This window comes from Bacillus sp. DC4300-2b2, assembly GCF_049895685.1.
Classification (GTDB): Bacteria; Bacillota; Bacilli; order Bacillales; family Bacillaceae; genus Bacillus; species Bacillus safensis.
Window position 1 is genome coordinate 766,772 of record NZ_JAFCSW010000001.1, and the last position, 15,856, is coordinate 782,627.

General features: G+C 40.8%; 16 protein-coding genes, 1 pseudogene and 1 riboswitch. Of the genes and pseudogenes, 1 reads left to right on the forward strand and 16 read right to left on the reverse strand.

Annotation, left to right across the window (positions count from 1 at the left end; all coding sequences use genetic code 11):
* Nucleotides 1-285: 285 nt before the first annotated feature.
* The 9 genes from licT to ACP69X_RS04000 form a co-directional block, all read right to left on the reverse strand.
* Nucleotides 286-1,119, reverse strand: a complete 834-nt coding sequence (gene licT / locus ACP69X_RS03960) for a BglG family transcription antiterminator LicT (protein WP_426052443.1) — start codon at nt 1,117-1,119, stop codon at nt 286-288.
* 226 nt (nt 1,120-1,345) lie between these two features.
* The gene (locus ACP69X_RS03965; protein WP_426052444.1) at nt 1,346-2,161 is read right to left on the reverse strand and encodes a YwqG family protein; all 816 of its coding nucleotides are present in this window, start codon (nt 2,159-2,161) and stop codon (nt 1,346-1,348) included.
* A 169-nt stretch (nt 2,162-2,330) separates the two neighbouring features.
* Nucleotides 2,331-3,170, reverse strand: coding sequence for a methyl-accepting chemotaxis protein (locus ACP69X_RS03970; protein ID WP_075612162.1), 840 nt, complete (start codon nt 3,168-3,170; stop codon nt 2,331-2,333).
* A gap of 150 nt (nt 3,171-3,320) precedes the next feature.
* On the reverse strand, nt 3,321-4,055 hold the full coding sequence (locus ACP69X_RS03975; RefSeq protein WP_426052445.1) for an energy-coupling factor transporter transmembrane component T family protein: 735 nt from the start codon (nt 4,053-4,055) through the stop codon (nt 3,321-3,323).
* Nucleotides 4,045-5,643 (reverse strand): ABC transporter ATP-binding protein, encoded by a 1,599-nt coding sequence (locus ACP69X_RS03980; protein ID WP_411242496.1) that lies wholly within the window; start codon nt 5,641-5,643, stop codon nt 4,045-4,047. Before ACP69X_RS03980 ends, ACP69X_RS03975 begins: the two co-directional genes overlap by 11 nt.
* Nucleotides 5,618-6,217, reverse strand: coding sequence for an ECF transporter S component (locus tag ACP69X_RS03985; RefSeq protein WP_075612165.1), 600 nt, complete (start codon nt 6,215-6,217; stop codon nt 5,618-5,620). Before ACP69X_RS03985 ends, ACP69X_RS03980 begins: the two co-directional genes overlap by 26 nt.
* Nucleotides 6,214-6,900, reverse strand: coding sequence for a thiaminase II (gene tenA, locus ACP69X_RS03990; RefSeq protein ID WP_041087536.1), 687 nt, complete (start codon nt 6,898-6,900; stop codon nt 6,214-6,216). Before tenA ends, ACP69X_RS03985 begins: the two co-directional genes overlap by 4 nt.
* 87 nt (nt 6,901-6,987) lie before the next feature.
* Nucleotides 6,988-7,091, reverse strand: a riboswitch (TPP riboswitch).
* A 56-nt stretch (nt 7,092-7,147) separates the two neighbouring features.
* On the reverse strand, nt 7,148-8,275 hold the full coding sequence (locus tag ACP69X_RS03995; RefSeq protein WP_041087534.1) for a hypothetical protein: 1,128 nt from the start codon (nt 8,273-8,275) through the stop codon (nt 7,148-7,150).
* Nucleotides 8,276-8,414: 139 nt separating this feature from the next.
* Complete coding sequence (locus ACP69X_RS04000; RefSeq protein WP_426052446.1) at nt 8,415-9,071, reverse strand: type 1 glutamine amidotransferase domain-containing protein; 657 nt, start codon at nt 9,069-9,071, stop codon at nt 8,415-8,417.
* 257 nt (nt 9,072-9,328) lie between these two features.
* Between ACP69X_RS04000 and ACP69X_RS04005 the strand changes: the two genes are divergently transcribed.
* Nucleotides 9,329-9,493: a hypothetical protein gene (locus ACP69X_RS04005; RefSeq protein ID WP_003214630.1), complete on the forward strand. Its 165-nt coding sequence runs from the start codon at nt 9,329-9,331 to the stop codon at nt 9,491-9,493.
* Nucleotides 9,494-9,526: 33 nt separating this feature from the next.
* On the opposite strand, the gene ACP69X_RS04010 is transcribed toward ACP69X_RS04005, so the two are convergent.
* From ACP69X_RS04010 to ACP69X_RS04040, 7 genes and pseudogenes are all read right to left on the reverse strand, one after another.
* Entirely contained in the window at nt 9,527-9,898 is a 372-nt protein-coding gene (locus ACP69X_RS04010) for a DUF1304 domain-containing protein (RefSeq protein ID WP_024423930.1), read from the reverse strand.
* 5 nt (nt 9,899-9,903) lie between these two features.
* Complete coding sequence (locus tag ACP69X_RS04015; protein WP_012011773.1) at nt 9,904-10,158, reverse strand: ORF6C domain-containing protein; 255 nt, start codon at nt 10,156-10,158, stop codon at nt 9,904-9,906.
* 207 nt (nt 10,159-10,365) lie between these two features.
* Nucleotides 10,366-12,747 carry an immune inhibitor A domain-containing protein gene (locus tag ACP69X_RS04020; RefSeq protein WP_041087527.1) on the reverse strand — a complete coding sequence of 794 codons (2,382 nt, stop codon included), beginning with the start codon at nt 12,745-12,747 and terminating at the stop codon, nt 10,366-10,368.
* A 189-nt stretch (nt 12,748-12,936) separates the two neighbouring features.
* Nucleotides 12,937-13,230, reverse strand: a complete 294-nt coding sequence (locus tag ACP69X_RS04025) for a putative quinol monooxygenase (protein WP_039182626.1) — start codon at nt 13,228-13,230, stop codon at nt 12,937-12,939.
* 25 nt (nt 13,231-13,255) lie between these two features.
* A complete protein-coding gene (locus ACP69X_RS04030) occupies nt 13,256-13,894 on the reverse strand; it encodes a nitroreductase family protein (protein ID WP_039182629.1) in 639 nt (212 codons plus the stop codon).
* 13 nt (nt 13,895-13,907) lie between these two features.
* Nucleotides 13,908-14,392 (reverse strand): annotated as a pseudogene (locus ACP69X_RS04035) (MarR family winged helix-turn-helix transcriptional regulator).
* Nucleotides 14,393-14,532: 140 nt separating this feature from the next.
* Nucleotides 14,533-15,834, reverse strand: coding sequence for a pyrimidine-nucleoside phosphorylase (locus tag ACP69X_RS04040; RefSeq protein ID WP_041087525.1), 1,302 nt, complete (start codon nt 15,832-15,834; stop codon nt 14,533-14,535).
* Nucleotides 15,835-15,856: the final 22 nt, after the last annotated feature.

Genomic DNA, 15,856 nt, shown 5'->3' on the forward strand with positions numbered 1-15,856 from the left:
AACCTAAACATCCATTAATGTCCGAGAAATAGCGATTCAGACATTAATCGATATTTAGGTTTTGCCTGCTTAACCAGTAACAATCCTTCATAGCGATTGATCGTTATTTAATTTTTATAAGTCTTTAGATATAAAAAAACCTAAATCATGCCTTATCAAAGATAGGGACAATGATTTAGGTTTTGCCTGCTTGACCAGTAACAATCCTAAAAGATTGTGGGTTATTTAGTTTATAGTTATAAATTATCATGTTAATTTTGTGATGTCAACGCTTTCTTTTTGAATTTATTTTCTTTTTATTACTCTGTCTATATGCAAAGTTAAATATAGCATTTCATCTTCTATGAGACTTCGGTTGTATTCTTTTTGAACATACTCGTTAATTTTTTCTGCGCATTGAAAAGCTGCAGTGTTTTTCTCTTTTACCACTTCATACAGAAACTCATTTTGATTTTCCATTTGTGTTTCGTTAAACAGACGCTGCCCAAAAAACTTCAAATGCGTGACAAAACGGAAATAATTTAATGATTCCTCGTCCAAATCAATTTGAAAGTGATACTTAACAATGTTTAAAATATCTTGAATGAGTTTGGTGATTTGAATAACATTTGGCATTTCCTCATTGAGCTCTGCATTGACAATATGCATGGCAATAAAGCCGGCTTCATCCTCAGGAAGATGGATGCTCAGCTTGTCCTCAATGATCCGAATAGCTTCTAAACCACATCTGAACTCATCTTTATACAGCCGTTTGATTTCCCAAAGCAAGGCATTTTTGATGTCCATTCCTTTTTGATGACGTTCAATGGCAAAGGTGATATGATCCGTCAGCGTCACATAGATGCTGTCATTTAAATTTTTGTTAAGGGTTGTTTTCGCATGCTCAATAATTGCCTCACACACTTGCATATACTCGATTGGAATATCATAAAGCAGGGTTTTGAATTTTTCTGATATATCTTTATTTTGAATAGAAAATACTTTTTCGATACGTTCTTCGTCAATTAGGTCTCCGCTTTTCTTTTGAAACGCGATCCCTCTGCCCATAATGACCAGCTCATGCTGCTCGTCATCATATGCACTGACAACATTATTATTAATTACTTTCGAAATAATCAATTGATACCCCCCAGTACATTCCACTTTTCCGAGCATTTTATCGTTGATTCATATGTCTTGTTATTATTATTTTCAAAAAAGAGGACTTTAAGATGATTTTACATTTTTTTTTGATCCGGTCAACTAGAAAGAATGACAAATTACCTCTCAAAAATGACGAAATAGAGGCAAAAAAGTCTAAAAACATACACAAAAAAACACTCTATAAAGAGTGTTTTTTACAAAATCAGGAGCAATCCCAATTATAGACGACATTCTCGAAATTTTTTCGTTTGAGGTCTTCTGGTTTGATAAAGAAGTTGGCAATACCACAATCTCCCCACATCAAATCTACTTCGTCATCTGAGTCAATTTGTAATAACAAAACGGTATGTTCTTGATCTACATAGGTACGCGGGTCTTCTTGTGTAAACCCTGGGTACCCGCCCAATTTGTGACCAAAGCCACTCGCTGTTTCATAAAATTCATCCAGCAGGGCATCTGCTTCATCGCCATTAACGCCATCTGCATCTTCGAATAGGTCCCAGCTGTTTTTTCCTGTGACTTTTTCAAAGCGGAAATCTCCTACACTGATCGTTTCGCTTGCTAATTCACCTGTAATTGCGCCTTCCTTCGTTACAGGAAAATAAAAATCGTCTGGAATTTTCACAAAAGAAAAATCAGTCAATAACTCTTCTTCTGCCAAGAAAGGTTCCTCAATAAATTTAATTCGAAAATCTTTTTGCTCTGTTTTATGGTCGATATTCATTCCATAAAGATCATCATGCACAGAAATAAAGACTTGCAAAATCCCTGTTTCTGGATAATCCTTCAGCTTTGGCAGCTGGCCGAAATTAATTTGTGCCAAAAGTTTCATAGGATGTCCTTCGCCGTCAACAGGATATTCGTCATTTTTGGGGAAGTAAGGATCACCAGCTATTTTGCTGTCGTATGGTCCTATTTTTCCTTGTTTCATCTGCAATCGTATCATTGGTTTTTCCGTTTCATCTAACAACGGACGGTAGGGTGCAAGTATTTCTTGCAGCTTCGCTGATTGTGTCACGATGATCTTCCTCCTTATGAATAGGTCTAATGACAAAACTAGTCTCTCTTTTTCTATCATACAGAAGTGTATCCTGCCTGTCAGCGATAAAACGGTCATAATCCTAACAAGTTTCTCACCTTGAAATGATAAAAAAACCTCCAATTCAGCTGGAGGTTTTGTCGTTCTTTTATTTCACTTGATAGTTTACTAAGTCGTTTGCTAATGCTTTCATCGTTTCGTTTGTTTCGTGAAGGCCTTCAATAATTTTTGTAAAAGTGCCTACAAGTTCTGCCTGATGCTCAGAGGAAGCGACAATTTGCGCAATTTCTTCTTCCATTCCTTTGATTGAGCCCTGCACATCTTTTAGGGCTGTTTCAATGTCAGTCGTCGCCTGTTTCGCATGAGTTGACAGCTTTCTCACTTCTGTTGCGACCACTCCAAAGCCTGCTCCTGCTTCTCCTACTCTTGCTGCTTCTATTGATGCGTTAAGTCCAAGTAAGTTCGTTTGATCAGAGATACCTTTAATGAGATTAGACACTTGATTGATTTTAGAGGAATTTTCGACAGTGGTTTTCGTATTTTGAAGAATTTGTTCACTTGTCGCTTGTAGTTCCTCTGAATGTGCGGCAACCTGCTGTACCATTGCGACTAGTTTTTCGGAAGCTTCGTTGCTCTCCGTCATGATGTGCTCTAATCGTTGTTGATTGGTTTGGTCATAGGCCACACAGAAGGCAGCAACCACTTGACCTGATTCATCAGTAATTGGAACGGCTACGATATCCATTGGAATCCCGTATACTTCTTTCGGAATTTGGATAAACGATGGTTCTCTCCCATTTTTCAGCATCGCAAAGTTTTGGAATCCAGCATCTACTGTATCACCAGCTTTAAATCCTAAATCAATATTCCCATGCTGCTGATAATAAAGAACCTTCTCTTTCCCTAAAACAGAAAAGGTTAGCTGTTCTCTCATAGCAAGTCCAATGATTGGTAAAGCGTCTATTATGTTATCAATTCTCTGTGACATTCGCTTACGTTCATCCTCTCTTTTTCTCAGTACACCTTCTTTATCGGTTCGTTATATGATCTATTACAGCCTGTAATGTGCACTAATATCAATCTAATGACCTAAGACATATAAAAAGCCCACATTCTATCAAGAGAATGTGGGTGTTTTTTAAACAAAGTAAATGCACATGAAGACACTAATACCGATGAGAAAAAGATACATATAGTCAATCCATGAGGTGCTGATGATATGATAATACGTTCGCTCTCTCGTCCCTGTGAAGCCCCTGGCTTCCATTGCAATCGCTAAGCGTTCTGATTTTCGTACGCCTTGCGTAAAAAGGGGCAATGCATAACGCATAAACGCTTTCCAGCTGTTTTTTTGCTTGTAGCCTCTGATTTTATGTGCAGCTTTCATTTGTTTTAATTCACTTTGAAATAACGGAATAAACCGGAAGCCGGCAAGCATTCCATACGCCCATTTTGGAGACATTCGGCATTGATGAATCAAACTCATCATAAATGCCGTCAAATCTGTTGTGGACGTAAAAAGGAGGCCAAATGTTACAAATCCAAGCATTCTGAAAGCGATGGTGAGACCATTTCTTAAACTCTCCTCCGTGATATGAAACCACGCCCACTTCCAAACAGTATGATCCCCCTTGCCGAAGGCCGCCATCATCCAAAAGACGAGAATAAAAAAGAGCAGATAAGGGACAAGCCTTGTGATGAGATACTTCATATTCCATCCACCTAAAACAAGTCCAATGCCAAGAGCAAACAGCCAGATGATAAAGGTTGTTTTAGGATCAGATATCGCCATGAGGCAGCCCATCGCAAGCAGGTGAGCGAGTAATTTCATGACTGGATTCACAGTAGAAAGAAAGGAATGATTACTTTGCAATCGTCAGCACGTCCTTTCTTTCTGCCACATAGCGATAATGTAAAGGAGCTCTCAGCTGATAAGCATCGACAAGTTCCTGATTTGAAAATAAATCATAAGGGGTGCCATCATACACATGCTTCCCTTGATGAAAAAGAAGCACTTGATCGGCACACTCATCGACAAGCTCCATATCATGTGTGACCATCACAATGGTTGTGCCTTGGCGCTGACGCTCTTTTAAACGTCTCATTAATTCCTTCGCTGTTTTTTCATCCTGCCCGAAAGTCGGTTCATCTAACAGCAATACATCTTGATCAAAAAGGAGCATCGTGGCAACACTCAATCTTCTTTTTTGCCCTAAACTTAAGGTGAAGGGATGTGCTTTTGCATGCTTCTCTAAACCGAACTCTTTCAGCAGCTGAACCGTTTTTTCTTGTACTACTGATTCTGGCCAGTTTCGCTGTCTGCCGCCAAATGCAATTTCATCGAATACTGTGTCTTGTATAAATTGAAGCTCCGGATTTTGAAACACAAAGCCTGCTTTTTCATAGAGTAGTCGGTCAGACCATTTTTTAAGGTCTGTTTCTTTTAAGAAAATATGACCTTTTTTAGCTGGCTCTAAGCGGATCAAATGTTTGAGAAACGTACTTTTTCCGCTCCCATTTTCTCCAATAATCGCCACCCAATCTCCTGCTTTGATATCAAGCTGAAGATTACTCATAATCCTTTTTTTCCCGTAGCTTAATTGAAGATTTTCTGTACGAATCATTGTCTCTCGTTCGAATGATGCCACTTTTTCATGCTGCGCTTTTCTTGCTTCATAGGTTTGCATAAAGGTTTGACTCAGTGGATGAAATGGATCTTGAATAATCGTGGACCATTTCTCGGGAAATAATTTTGGCCGCCAAATTCCTGCCTCTTTCATTTCTTTCTCATATGTTACGAGCACATTTTTTGGAGCTCCATCTGCTAAAATGCTACCTTGGTCATCTAATAAAATCACCCGATCCATCCATTCGATGACTCCGTCAAGTACATGCTCTACAAAAATCATGGTTTGCTGCTGATCGGCTGCAAGCTGCTGCAACAGTTGAAATATGTCCAATCTACCTGCTGGGTCAAGCTGTGCGGTTGGTTCATCAAAGAATAGAACATCCGGCTGTAATGCTAGTAAACAGGCAAGTGCCAATCGCTGCTTCATGCCGCCAGATAAAGTGTGAATCTCTGTATGCGGATCAACATTCAGCTGGACTTTTTGCATGATCTGCTGAATGATATCATCCATCTCTTCACGAGGGACGGAACGGTTCTCTAAGCTAAAGGCAATTTCTTCATTGACGCGGTGCATACAAAACTGAGAGTCTGGATCTTGAAACATGACGCCTGTATGTCTTTGTAATACCACTTCACCCTGCATGTCTGCTTCCACATGCTCTGGAATGATTCCAGCCAGAACCGAAATGAGCGTGGATTTCCCGCTTCCGCTCGGCCCTAAAATAAGCACCTTTTCCCCTTTTTGAATCGTCAGGGAGACTTGATTTAAAATAGGCTTAGGCTGTTCATAAAAACGGACAGTCAGATCATTGCACGCGAGAAATGAATTCATGCTGTTCACCTTTGTTTCGTTTTTCTTTCATGATGGCATATTGATTCAGTACACCTGTTTTGGATAGTGCGTCCACCACCACTTTCGCAAGGCAGCCGCCAAGTATCATTCCGCTAATAATTTGAGTCACAAGGGTCATAAGTAAAACTTGAGGTGTGTAATAACTAAAGCCATTTGCCACGAGACTGTACGCCATCGCTCCGATAGCGGCAAAGGCACCAGACAGCATCAGTGTCCACATGCGGTATCGTTTATACCCAAAAAGAGCGAAGGCGATTTCTGCCCCAAGCCCTTGGCATACACCAATCAGCAGAGCTGAAAGTCCGAAGTGGCTGCCTGTCAATAATTCCACAGCCGCGGCAGCTGTTTCCGCAATCAGGGCAGCCCCCGGCTTTTGAATGATATACGCAACGATTGGACTGGCAATGACCCATATTCCAAACATGATATTGCCTCCTGCTGGGCCCACAAGTGCTGTAATTGGTAAGTAAAGTGTGGACCACCCTAAATAGATCACACCGCACGCAACGGATAAAATCACGGCAAGGACGACTTCTTTCATCTTCCATGTCATGATGAATGCACCTCCAGTTGAACTGGCCACTCTTCAACAGTAAAGGCCATTTCCCAAAACTTGTACTCGAGCTGGCAGCTTAAGATAAAATGCTGTTTCATTTTTTCCTTTTCCTTCTCACTTGCTGCTTCCGCCAATTGATCGAGCCGCTTGCAAAGCTCACCTGTGACAGAATCGGTTAATCCTCCATAAAACGTGATCCACTCATAAAACGGATGTGACGGGTCTGGCTGCACATCTGTGAGCATTCGTTTCCCTATTTCCCAATATGTCCAAGGACATGGAAGGAGGACAGCGATGATTTCACCAAGTGTACCTTCCTGTGCGACTTGCAGCATGTGATGAATATAGTGATGAGCACTCGGAGCCAAAGAAGCACCTTGAAGCTCATCATATGCTACTCCTGCCACTCGGCAAAGGTTTTGATGAGGGTGCGTTTCACTATCTAGTACAAACGCAATCTGCTGATGAAAAAACGCAATATCCTCTCTGCCTGTACATCTGCTGAGCGCTGCTGCATAAATTTTAATGAATGCTTGTAAGTATTCTGCATCCTGTTTGACATAATGAATGATCTGTTCCTTTTCCAGCTTTCCTGCTGCCAGGCCTCTGACGAACGGATGCTGATAAATAGCTTCAAATAACGAATCTGCTTCTTTCCTTAATTGCGTAGAAAATGTCATAAAAAAAGCCTCCTCTTTTTCAGTTGAATAAATGAAAAAGCCACCCCAAATGGAGCGGCCTTCTTATCGATTCAATCATGAATAAGACAAGGTCCAGCTCCACTTCCCTCCGCTAGTACGAACTAGATCAGGTTCAAAGGGTCCAAGATTTTCTCTTGTCTCAGTCATACATGACTCCCCTAGTGGACTTTTGTCATTTAATTATCTTTACTCTACACATGTGGCGATTTGATGTCAACCGCCTTTCTTAATTCAACGTTCTGATTGTTGGCAGCTTCTCGATCCCTGCAGCATAGTAGAAATTCAGCACGCTGAAGAAATCAATCGGCTTTCCTGTTTTTAAATCTACAGCTAAAATATGATCACCGTAATTTGTCATATCATCAATATCTAAGCGTCTTGGTGTTGTCTTCCCGAGTGTATCTACAAAGGTATCATGGTAATATTGCCCGCTTGCATAAGACGATTGATGGTACATAAACAATGTCTCCACATCTAAGTAGACGAGAATGGCCTCTGAGGAACTTGCGTATGGAGCAGAGTACGACACTGGTGCTGAAATACTTTTCACCTTCACACTTTCAACAGAATGAGTTCTCTGTTCATATTTTCCATCATATGAGAAGTAAAACACACGCTCCCATTTATAATCAGCGGTCTTAGATTGTTTGTTATACACTTTTGTACCGTTTGCGAAAACATCCCCATTGGCATACGTAGCGACAAAGTATTGCAATGTTGATGACAGGGATTCAGCACCTGTGAAATTTGGTGGGTTTTTTGCATTCACCTGTAATGTATATGAGTCTCCAAATTCTCCACCGCTGGTAATACCAAACGCATAATCACCCGCTGGTAAATTGCTTAACGCAAGCAGACTGCCTGCCGGTTGAATAAGATCCGTTGGATAGGCTTGTCCTGTTTCATAATCAACAACAAACAATTGAACGAAATAATCAGGGTTTGAAGAGGTAATCCGGCTGATGAGTGCCTGAGGTGAAGATGTGCTTAAAAACCATAGATCAACTGGGTCGTCCTCTGTTAAGACAGCCGATTGATTTATGGCTAGTCCATCAATGGAGCGAACGGCAGACGTGCGCATTTTACCATCTTTAGCAGCTTTTCGTTTGATACTGATTCCTTTCTTCTTATTCACTTTAAATGATTTTTTCACTTGCTTCTGTTGGATAGCGGTTCCTTCATCCTGCTTCAAAAACGACTCTTGCACTTGCTGAATCGCTTTTTCTGTCAGTGGTGATCGTTTCCCACTTGATTTTGGTGCTTCTTCTGCTTTTAATGCTGGTGAAAACAAACCTGTTGCAACGAGTAAAACAGACAGTAAAGCTGCAGTGATTTTGACATAAAATGCTCTCACAGGAACATCCCCTTTTCTTCATTTGGGTTTTTTAACCTGTGATAATTTTACCATTATTCCATTCATTGTTTTGGTCTTTTTTGGGACATTTTTATAACAAAAAACCAGCCGCATGAGTAACGGCTGGTTTTTGATCGTTTTATGCAATGGTTTTGACAAACAAACGTGCTGTTTCTGCACTTGATCCTGGGTTTTGTCCAGTAATGATTTGTCCGTCAACGACAGCAAATGGCGCAAAAGCATCGCCTTTTTCAAACGCTGCCCCCTGCTCACGAAGTTTTGTTTCCAATAAAAATGGAACCTTTGATGTCAGCTGCACGGCTTCCTCTTCTTCGTTGGTGAAGCCTGTGATTTTTTTGCCTTCGATAAATGATTTGCCATTTTCGTCCTTCACATCAACGAATGCTGAAACACCATGACAAACGGCTCCGATCGCACCATTTTTATCTGAAACCGCTAAGATCGCATCCGCTACCAATTGATTAGACGCAAAGTCGATCATAGGGCCGTGTCCCCCAGCAAAGAAAATGCCGTCATAATCAGCTGGATTCACATCTGTAAGCGCCTTTGTATCTTGAAGTAGTTCATACACATCTTTATATTGCGCTGGGACACCTTCAGGAATTGAATTTTTGTCAATTGGTACAGTGCCACCTAGAATAGAGACAATTTGTACTTCTAGTTCATTTTCTTTAAAAATATGAAATGGCTCTGCTAACTCTTCTAGCCATAAGCCTGTTGGATGTCCATTCATTTCTGGGCTGCTTGTCGATACTAATAACACTTTCTTACTCATATTGATCATCCTTTCGATTTATCATGTGGTTATTTTATATTTTGCACAATTAAACATCAAGCAATATGACTTCATCAGGTCAGCTCTTTATGTTATACCCGATTTTCTAAAAAATATGGTATGACTCCAAATCTAATCAATATGTCACATTCTATTGGTAGGGAATTTCATGTAAAATTGTCATTGAGTGATATAATATGAGGAAAGATTGACAGACCTCTCGTCACAAGAGGAGATTTTTAAAGGAGTGGAAAAGAGTGAAAACCTATTCGATTGTGATGATCATCATCACGCTCTGTATTATATTGGCCGTCTTTTTGATGAACCTAACGGGGGTCATGTACGGAAAAATCATTTTGGCCGTTGCCGTTGCCCTTTGTCTAACTTCCATTATTCGTTTAATGGGTCTTCGAAAAAGATAAAGCCGCCCTCACTAGAGGCGGCTTTATTTAAGGTTAGATCGCCAGCATCAGTGCAATGAGTGCAAGCAGCGCTGGTACTCCTTGTTTGATGATAATTGATTTATTGGATGTTACACCGCCAAATACTGCTGCGATGAGTACACAAAGAATGAAAAACAGCTGAATCATATATCCAACGGTATTCGATCCAAGAATGAGCCCCCAAATGAGTCCTGCAGCTAAAAACCCGTTATAAAGCCCCTGATTGGCAAACATTACTTTGACATTTGGATCTTTTTGCAAGTGTTCTGGCAGCTTAAAAGATCGCTTCGCCATCTTTGATTCCATAAAAAACATTTCTAATAACATGATGACAATGTGTTCTAATGCGACAATTCCTACTAAAATCATTGCTAAAATATTCAATTTAGTTAATTCCTTTCTGATAGACGGTCACGAATCTCTATTTTGTCCGTGTATAAATCAAAGTCTTGTATTAATTCTAGCGCTTCTGTAAAGCGACTTTGTGGAATGTCTTTCATTTTTCTCACGCCGAATTCCTTTTTAATAAAAGCCATGATGGTATTGATATGAAGCTTACCGTGGCCATCATACTCCAAATGGCTGCAAAAAGTCTGCATCGTCCCTCGAATCACCTTTAATTGCTTGGCAGTGACACAACTCATTGGTAACGCTCATCCTTTCCTTTGTTTTAACAGCTAAAAAGAATCATGGTTGAAAGAAAAACCTTCCAGTCTCTATTATATAATGGTTTCATTCGGATATCAAAATAAAAAAGAACAGACATTCGATTTAAAAAAACAATCGTGCCCTCACATTCCTTTTCTCACATATCAAAAAGCCGGATTCAATAGTAGAATCCGGCTTTCTATTTAGTTACTTTTCGAAATTAACACCTTTCCAACAGAACGATCCTTACTTTGTCCAACGACTTTAAAGGATAACCCATATGTCGGTACATCGCGTCCTGCATCTGGGTTGTTTGGATTCACATAGTTCTTTTTATCACTAAATGTACGAGCCGGGCGAATGTAGCGATCTTGCAAAGTTAAGCCCGTTGTTGCTGTATAATCTATATTCAGCTTCGTACTTGGATTCAAAGAGAATGCTGCATCATGTACTTGGAACCCTGTTGCGGCAATGGAACCGTCACTCCATTTTAATACTTTCTGATCTGCATCTACTACGCCAAGGAAGCCGTTCCCCGGATGTTTTCCTACCCAGTTATCACTGTATGATTGATCGACATACCAAACGACCAACCCGTTATTATAGCTCATCAGACTTGCCCCGCGTTTAATATGCTTTAAGCCTTTATCGACATCAGCATAAGAGCGCCACTCTAGTAAATAGTATTGTGCTGCATATTGTTTTCCATTAGATTTTGAGAATCCATTAAAGGTAAAAGTAGATGTATCCTCGGCATCATCTGACCATACGTTCGTTCCATCTGCTTTGACGTTCAGATCATCTACGAATAAACCTGGAAGTGAATAGCCTGCATCGGTTGTGTAACGGAATTGCAGGTCGATTTTCTTCCCTGCATAAGCAGACAGGTCAAAGTTAGCATCTACCCAGCCGTCTGATTTTCCGTCGATGCCATTGCCTTCGTTTGCACCTGCTTCATTTCGATCATTCGTGATGTTACCCGCGATGGTCTTCCATTGATCAGTCCCTGATTCACGCACTTCGACATACGCATAATCATAATCTTCTTCAATATCGTACCATGCTTTAAATGTCAGCTCTGCTTTGCTTCCTTTTGACAAATCAATACCTGTTGTCGTCATGGTTGCATTCAAATTGTCACCCGTTCCGCTGAAGTACGAATATTTTCCTTGAGCAGGTGTCGTGACGACAATCTCTTTATCTGGTAAATCGACTCGAACGGCATCATGGTTTGTTCCTTTTGTTGCTGCTTCATCAATTAAGACGGTTTTGCTTTTCTTTAATGTTTTACCATCGATGGTTTGTCCAGAAAGCCAGTTGCCCCCATGCAGATTTTGAAGCATTTCTTTCGCATATGGGCTAAAGCCTGTTGGTTCCGTACCAGGCACTTTACCTGCCCAGCTTCCGCTTGACATGATCGACCAGTAAGAAACGGGCTCTCCGTTGCCTGTGTACTGTGTATCGTACTCGTCAGGAAGACCAAGATCATGTCCGAATTCATGTGTAAACACACCTGCTGCGCCATCTTCAGGCTCAATAGTGTAATCCAAAGCGCCTATTTTCCCGCCTTGTCCGACTTCAGATTCAGTATCCGGAATTTCAAATACATCACCAAGTGACCAGCGGTGTGACCAAATCGCATCAGCGCCAAGTTGTCCGCCGCCTGCTTCTTCACCTACACCGGCATGAACGACCATCAGATGGTCAATGATGCCGTCTGGCTCGTTATAAACACCGTCGCCATCAATATCATAGCGGTCCCATTGATCATATTCGCCGAGATCAACATTTGGATCTTTTGCTGCTGCTTCGAGTGCTTCTTTTACCAATTCGCGCGGTCTGCCGTCACTGCCTGAATCGTCAGGTACGTTCCCGCCATAATAAGCAGCTTCATGCTTCGCTGTATACCATCCTGCAACTGTTCCACTGACTGTGTAACTGCCGCCGGACTGCTTTTCATAATATTGCTTCATGGATACTTTTCGTTTCCCATCTGGACCGATGTAGCCATTTTTTCCGAAAAGCATATCTTGATAATGCTGTTGATCAAACTTGTCATAATACATATCAGTCTCTTCTTTTTTGATACTATTATGCTTATAATCTTTAAAATCTACTAATAAAACCAATACCTTATCATTGCGGACGTCACCTTTATACTTTTCCTTTTTGACCGGTTTTACTTGATTGCCTTCTTTTCCTTTATGCTTCTTTAACTTTTTCTTTTTGGCAAGTTTGTTATGTACCTCTTGTTTGTATTCTTTGAGGAATTCAGGCTCTTCTGTTAAAGTGCTGGCACTTTGTTTCATTGCCGATTCTTCTTTTTTCTTTAGATAGTTCTTTAATGCTTTTTGGGTTTCTGCCTCATTGGCATTCTTTTTGATCTTTCCTTGTTTTTTCAAGGCTTTGACGAGACGGTCTTCATTTACGACGCTTGAGTCAAATGGAATACCTGAATAATGACCGCCGTCAGAGGATGTTGATTTTTCTGTGGTGTGGGCAGATAGAGGGGTGCTGAAAGCTGTCAATGTGCCTAAACTTAGCACAGCGGTTAGTGCAATTTTCGTCCATTTCCCTTTTTTCATATTGGTTCCTCCCTATTTTGGTAATAAATAATATCTAATTCTAGCATATTCCAATATAGTTAAGTCGAAAAACATTTTATTTTCAGAAATTTTGTGGAAAATGCACAATACGTGAACGAAATAGGTGGAACCATATGTCGAAAATAAAAGAACCCTAGGCGATAACCGCCTAGGGTGTTTGTTGTTTTTCTATGAAAGCTGCTGGCCTTGAAAGGCAACCACGTCAAGTGGAGCGGCTAAGAATTCTTTTGCCTTCGCTACGAAAGCCTGAAAATGAGCACTTGCATTATGGCTTTGAACCGCAGCGTCATCTTTCCACACTTCTACCATTAAAAAGGTATTTTCCTTATCTGTATCCTTGAACAGCTTGTAGGAAACATTGCCTTCTTCAGCCTGTGAAGCTTTCATTAATTCGTTGATTTCTTCTAAAAATACGTTTTCTTTTTCTGGATGAATGGTCATCCCTGCATGAATAATAATCATTTGATCGTCTCCTTTTGAAAAGATATTATTTCCACTCAGCAATACGATCAACCGGTAAACGGTAAGATGCATAGCCTTCGTCAGCTGCTTTCCCAATTGATAGCAGCATGACTGGTACATAACGTTCTTTATCCCAGCCAAATGTTTCAGCAATGACTTCTTTATCATATCCGCCAATTGGATTTGTATCATAACCGTGTGCACGTGCAGCAAGCATAAGCTGCATAGACACAATCCCACCGTCAATTAAAATTGTTTCGCGGTTCACTTGCTCGGGAAGAACCTCAAAATGTGCAGTTAATGCTGCAATTTGTCTTTCTTTCACTTCTTGCGGCATGTAGCCATGCTCTACTGCTTTTGAATAAATTTCTTCTAAGTATTCATCGCTTTTCATATCTGCAAAAACTGCAATGACAGCTGCTGATGTTGACACTTGTGTTTGGTTGAATTTTGCAAGTGGTGCAAGCTTTTCTTTTCCTTCTGGGCTGTCAATCACCATGAAGCGCCAAGGTTGTGCATTCACTGATGATGGTGCAGTTGTTGCTTCTTCTAAAATCTCTGTCATTTCTTCTTTGCTGATTTTCACAGATGGATCATAGTTACGAATAGAGCGGCGCCCTTTCATAATTTCCATAAAATCGTTTGTTTTTAATGTTGTAGCCATGTGTAACACTCCTTTAGGTTGTTTGAATCTTTTCGATGTTTTGTTGTATACGGATGAGCACATCAGTGAGAAGCCTTCGTTCTTCTTCACTTACGTTTTCAAGCATTTCTGAGATAAATCGTTCTTTTTCTATTTTAGAAGCTTCGATTCTTGTTCTGCCTTCGTCTGTTAAGCGAACAAGTGTGACTCGATTGTCTTCTGGTTTTCTTCTGCGTGTGACCATTCCTTTTGTTTCTAACTGTTTTAAATGACGGGTCACAGCTGCACTATCAATATTTACTTTTTTCTGCAAATCTGTTTGGCTGATTTCATCGGCTTGGAATAACAGCGATAGCAACTCAAGTCTTGATTGGCTGATGCCCGTGCATGCTTCGAACTTCACGCCCATCATACGGTTCACGCACTGCAAACGATATAATACCTCTGCCTCTTCAGAGCAAAATGCAGTCAATGCCATCCCCTCTTTTCTATTCAGAAATCAATTACTTGATATATCAATCATTGACTCGTCAATTAATATACACCCATTGTTTGATGATTGCAAGAGGTTTGTTTCATAAAGTGAATTTTTTTATTTCAATAGAAAATGACGAGCATAAAAAAAGACAAAAGCGACGAATCACTTTTGTCCTTTTTCTTTATTCAGTAATGACTGTGTGGATCAATGTTGGTGCATCGGCATGATCAGCGATGCGGATGTTGTCATAAATTTTCTCCATGACATTTGCAACATCTTCTCGATTCGCATGCAGAGTCACAAGTGAATCTCCTTTTTCAACACGATCGCCCACTTTTTTGTTCAGCATGATGCCGACAGATAGGTCGATATCGTCCTCTTTTGTTGCGCGTCCTGCTCCAAGAATCATCGCTGCAACACCGATTTCGTCCGCGACAATTTCAGCTACGACACCTGATTCTTTGGCAGGTACTTCGATTTTGTAAGGTGCTTGCGGCAGTTTTTCAGGCTGATCTACAATGGAGCTGTCTCCACCTTGGTTTTCTAAGAATTCCTTGAATTTCTCAAGTGCTTTGCCGTTTTTCATCACTTCAATCAGCTTTTCTCTTGCTTCATCAAGTGTGTCTGCTTTTTTCGCAAGAACGACCATTTGACTACCTAATGTGAGCACAAGCTCGTTTAAGTCTTCAGGACCTTCGCCTCGAAGCGTATCAATCGCTTCTTTCACTTCAAGGGAATTTCCAATCGCTAATCCTAGCGGCTGAGACATGTCAGAGATGACCGCCATCGTTTGTCTGCCAACGTTGTTTCCGATGCGCACCATGGCTTTTGCAAGCTTCTCTGAGTCTTCTGGTGTTTTCATGAAAGCACCTGCGCCTGTTTTCACATCGAGTACAATCGCATCTGCACCAGCAGCAATTTTCTTACTCATAATGGAGCTTGCAATAAGCGGGATTGAGTTAACAGTTCCTGTCACATCACGAAGAGCATACAGCTTTTTATCAGCTGGTGTCAGGTTGCCTGATTGGCCAATGACCGCTACTTTATGACGGTTCACGAGCTCGATGAATTCGTCTTTTGTAATTTCTACGTGGAAGCCTTTGACCGCTTCAAGCTTGTCCACTGTACCGCCTGTATGCCCAAGGCCGCGCCCAGACATTTTCGCAACAGGTACATCTAGTGCCGCAACAAGAGGAGCGAGTACAAGCGTAGTTGTATCACCTACACCGCCTGTTGAGTGCTTGTCTACTTTAATACCGTCAATGGCAGACAGGTCAATTGTATCTCCTGAGTTCGCCATAGCGAGTGTTAAGTCTGCACGTTCTTGATCCGTCATATCTTGGAAGAAAATTGCCATAGCCAAGGCACTTGCTTGGTAGTCAGGAATTGTTCCGTCCGTATAACCTTTGACAAAGAAAGAAATTTCCTCTGAAGATAATTCTTTTCCGTCACGTTTTTTCGCAATGATATCTACCATTCTCATTGTTTTCACCATTCCTTTTTTT

Coding starts and splice junctions, on each gene's coding strand:
- ACP69X_RS03970 (WP_075612162.1), bottom strand. CDS start 3,170: ATGTCACAGAGAATTGATAACATAATAGACGCTTTACCAATCATTGGA.
- ACP69X_RS03980 (WP_411242496.1), bottom strand. CDS start 5,643: ATGAATTCATTTCTCGCGTGCAATGATCTGACTGTCCGTTTTTATGAA.
- ACP69X_RS03985 (WP_075612165.1), bottom strand. CDS start 6,217: ATGACATGGAAGATGAAAGAAGTCGTCCTTGCCGTGATTTTATCCGTT.
- tenA (WP_041087536.1), bottom strand. CDS start 6,900: ATGACATTTTCTACGCAATTAAGGAAAGAAGCAGATTCGTTATTTGAA.
- ACP69X_RS04000 (WP_426052446.1), bottom strand. CDS start 9,071: ATGAGTAAGAAAGTGTTATTAGTATCGACAAGCAGCCCAGAAATGAAT.
- ACP69X_RS04015 (WP_012011773.1), bottom strand. CDS start 10,158: ATGAGTTGTGTCACTGCCAAGCAATTAAAGGTGATTCGAGGGACGATG.
- ACP69X_RS04020 (WP_041087527.1), bottom strand. CDS start 12,747: ATGAAAAAAGGGAAATGGACGAAAATTGCACTAACCGCTGTGCTAAGT.
- ACP69X_RS04025 (WP_039182626.1), bottom strand. CDS start 13,230: ATGATTATTATTCATGCAGGGATGACCATTCATCCAGAAAAAGAAAAC.
- ACP69X_RS04030 (WP_039182629.1), bottom strand. CDS start 13,894: ATGGCTACAACATTAAAAACAAACGATTTTATGGAAATTATGAAAGGG.
- ACP69X_RS04040 (WP_041087525.1), bottom strand. CDS start 15,834: ATGAGAATGGTAGATATCATTGCGAAAAAACGTGACGGAAAAGAATTA.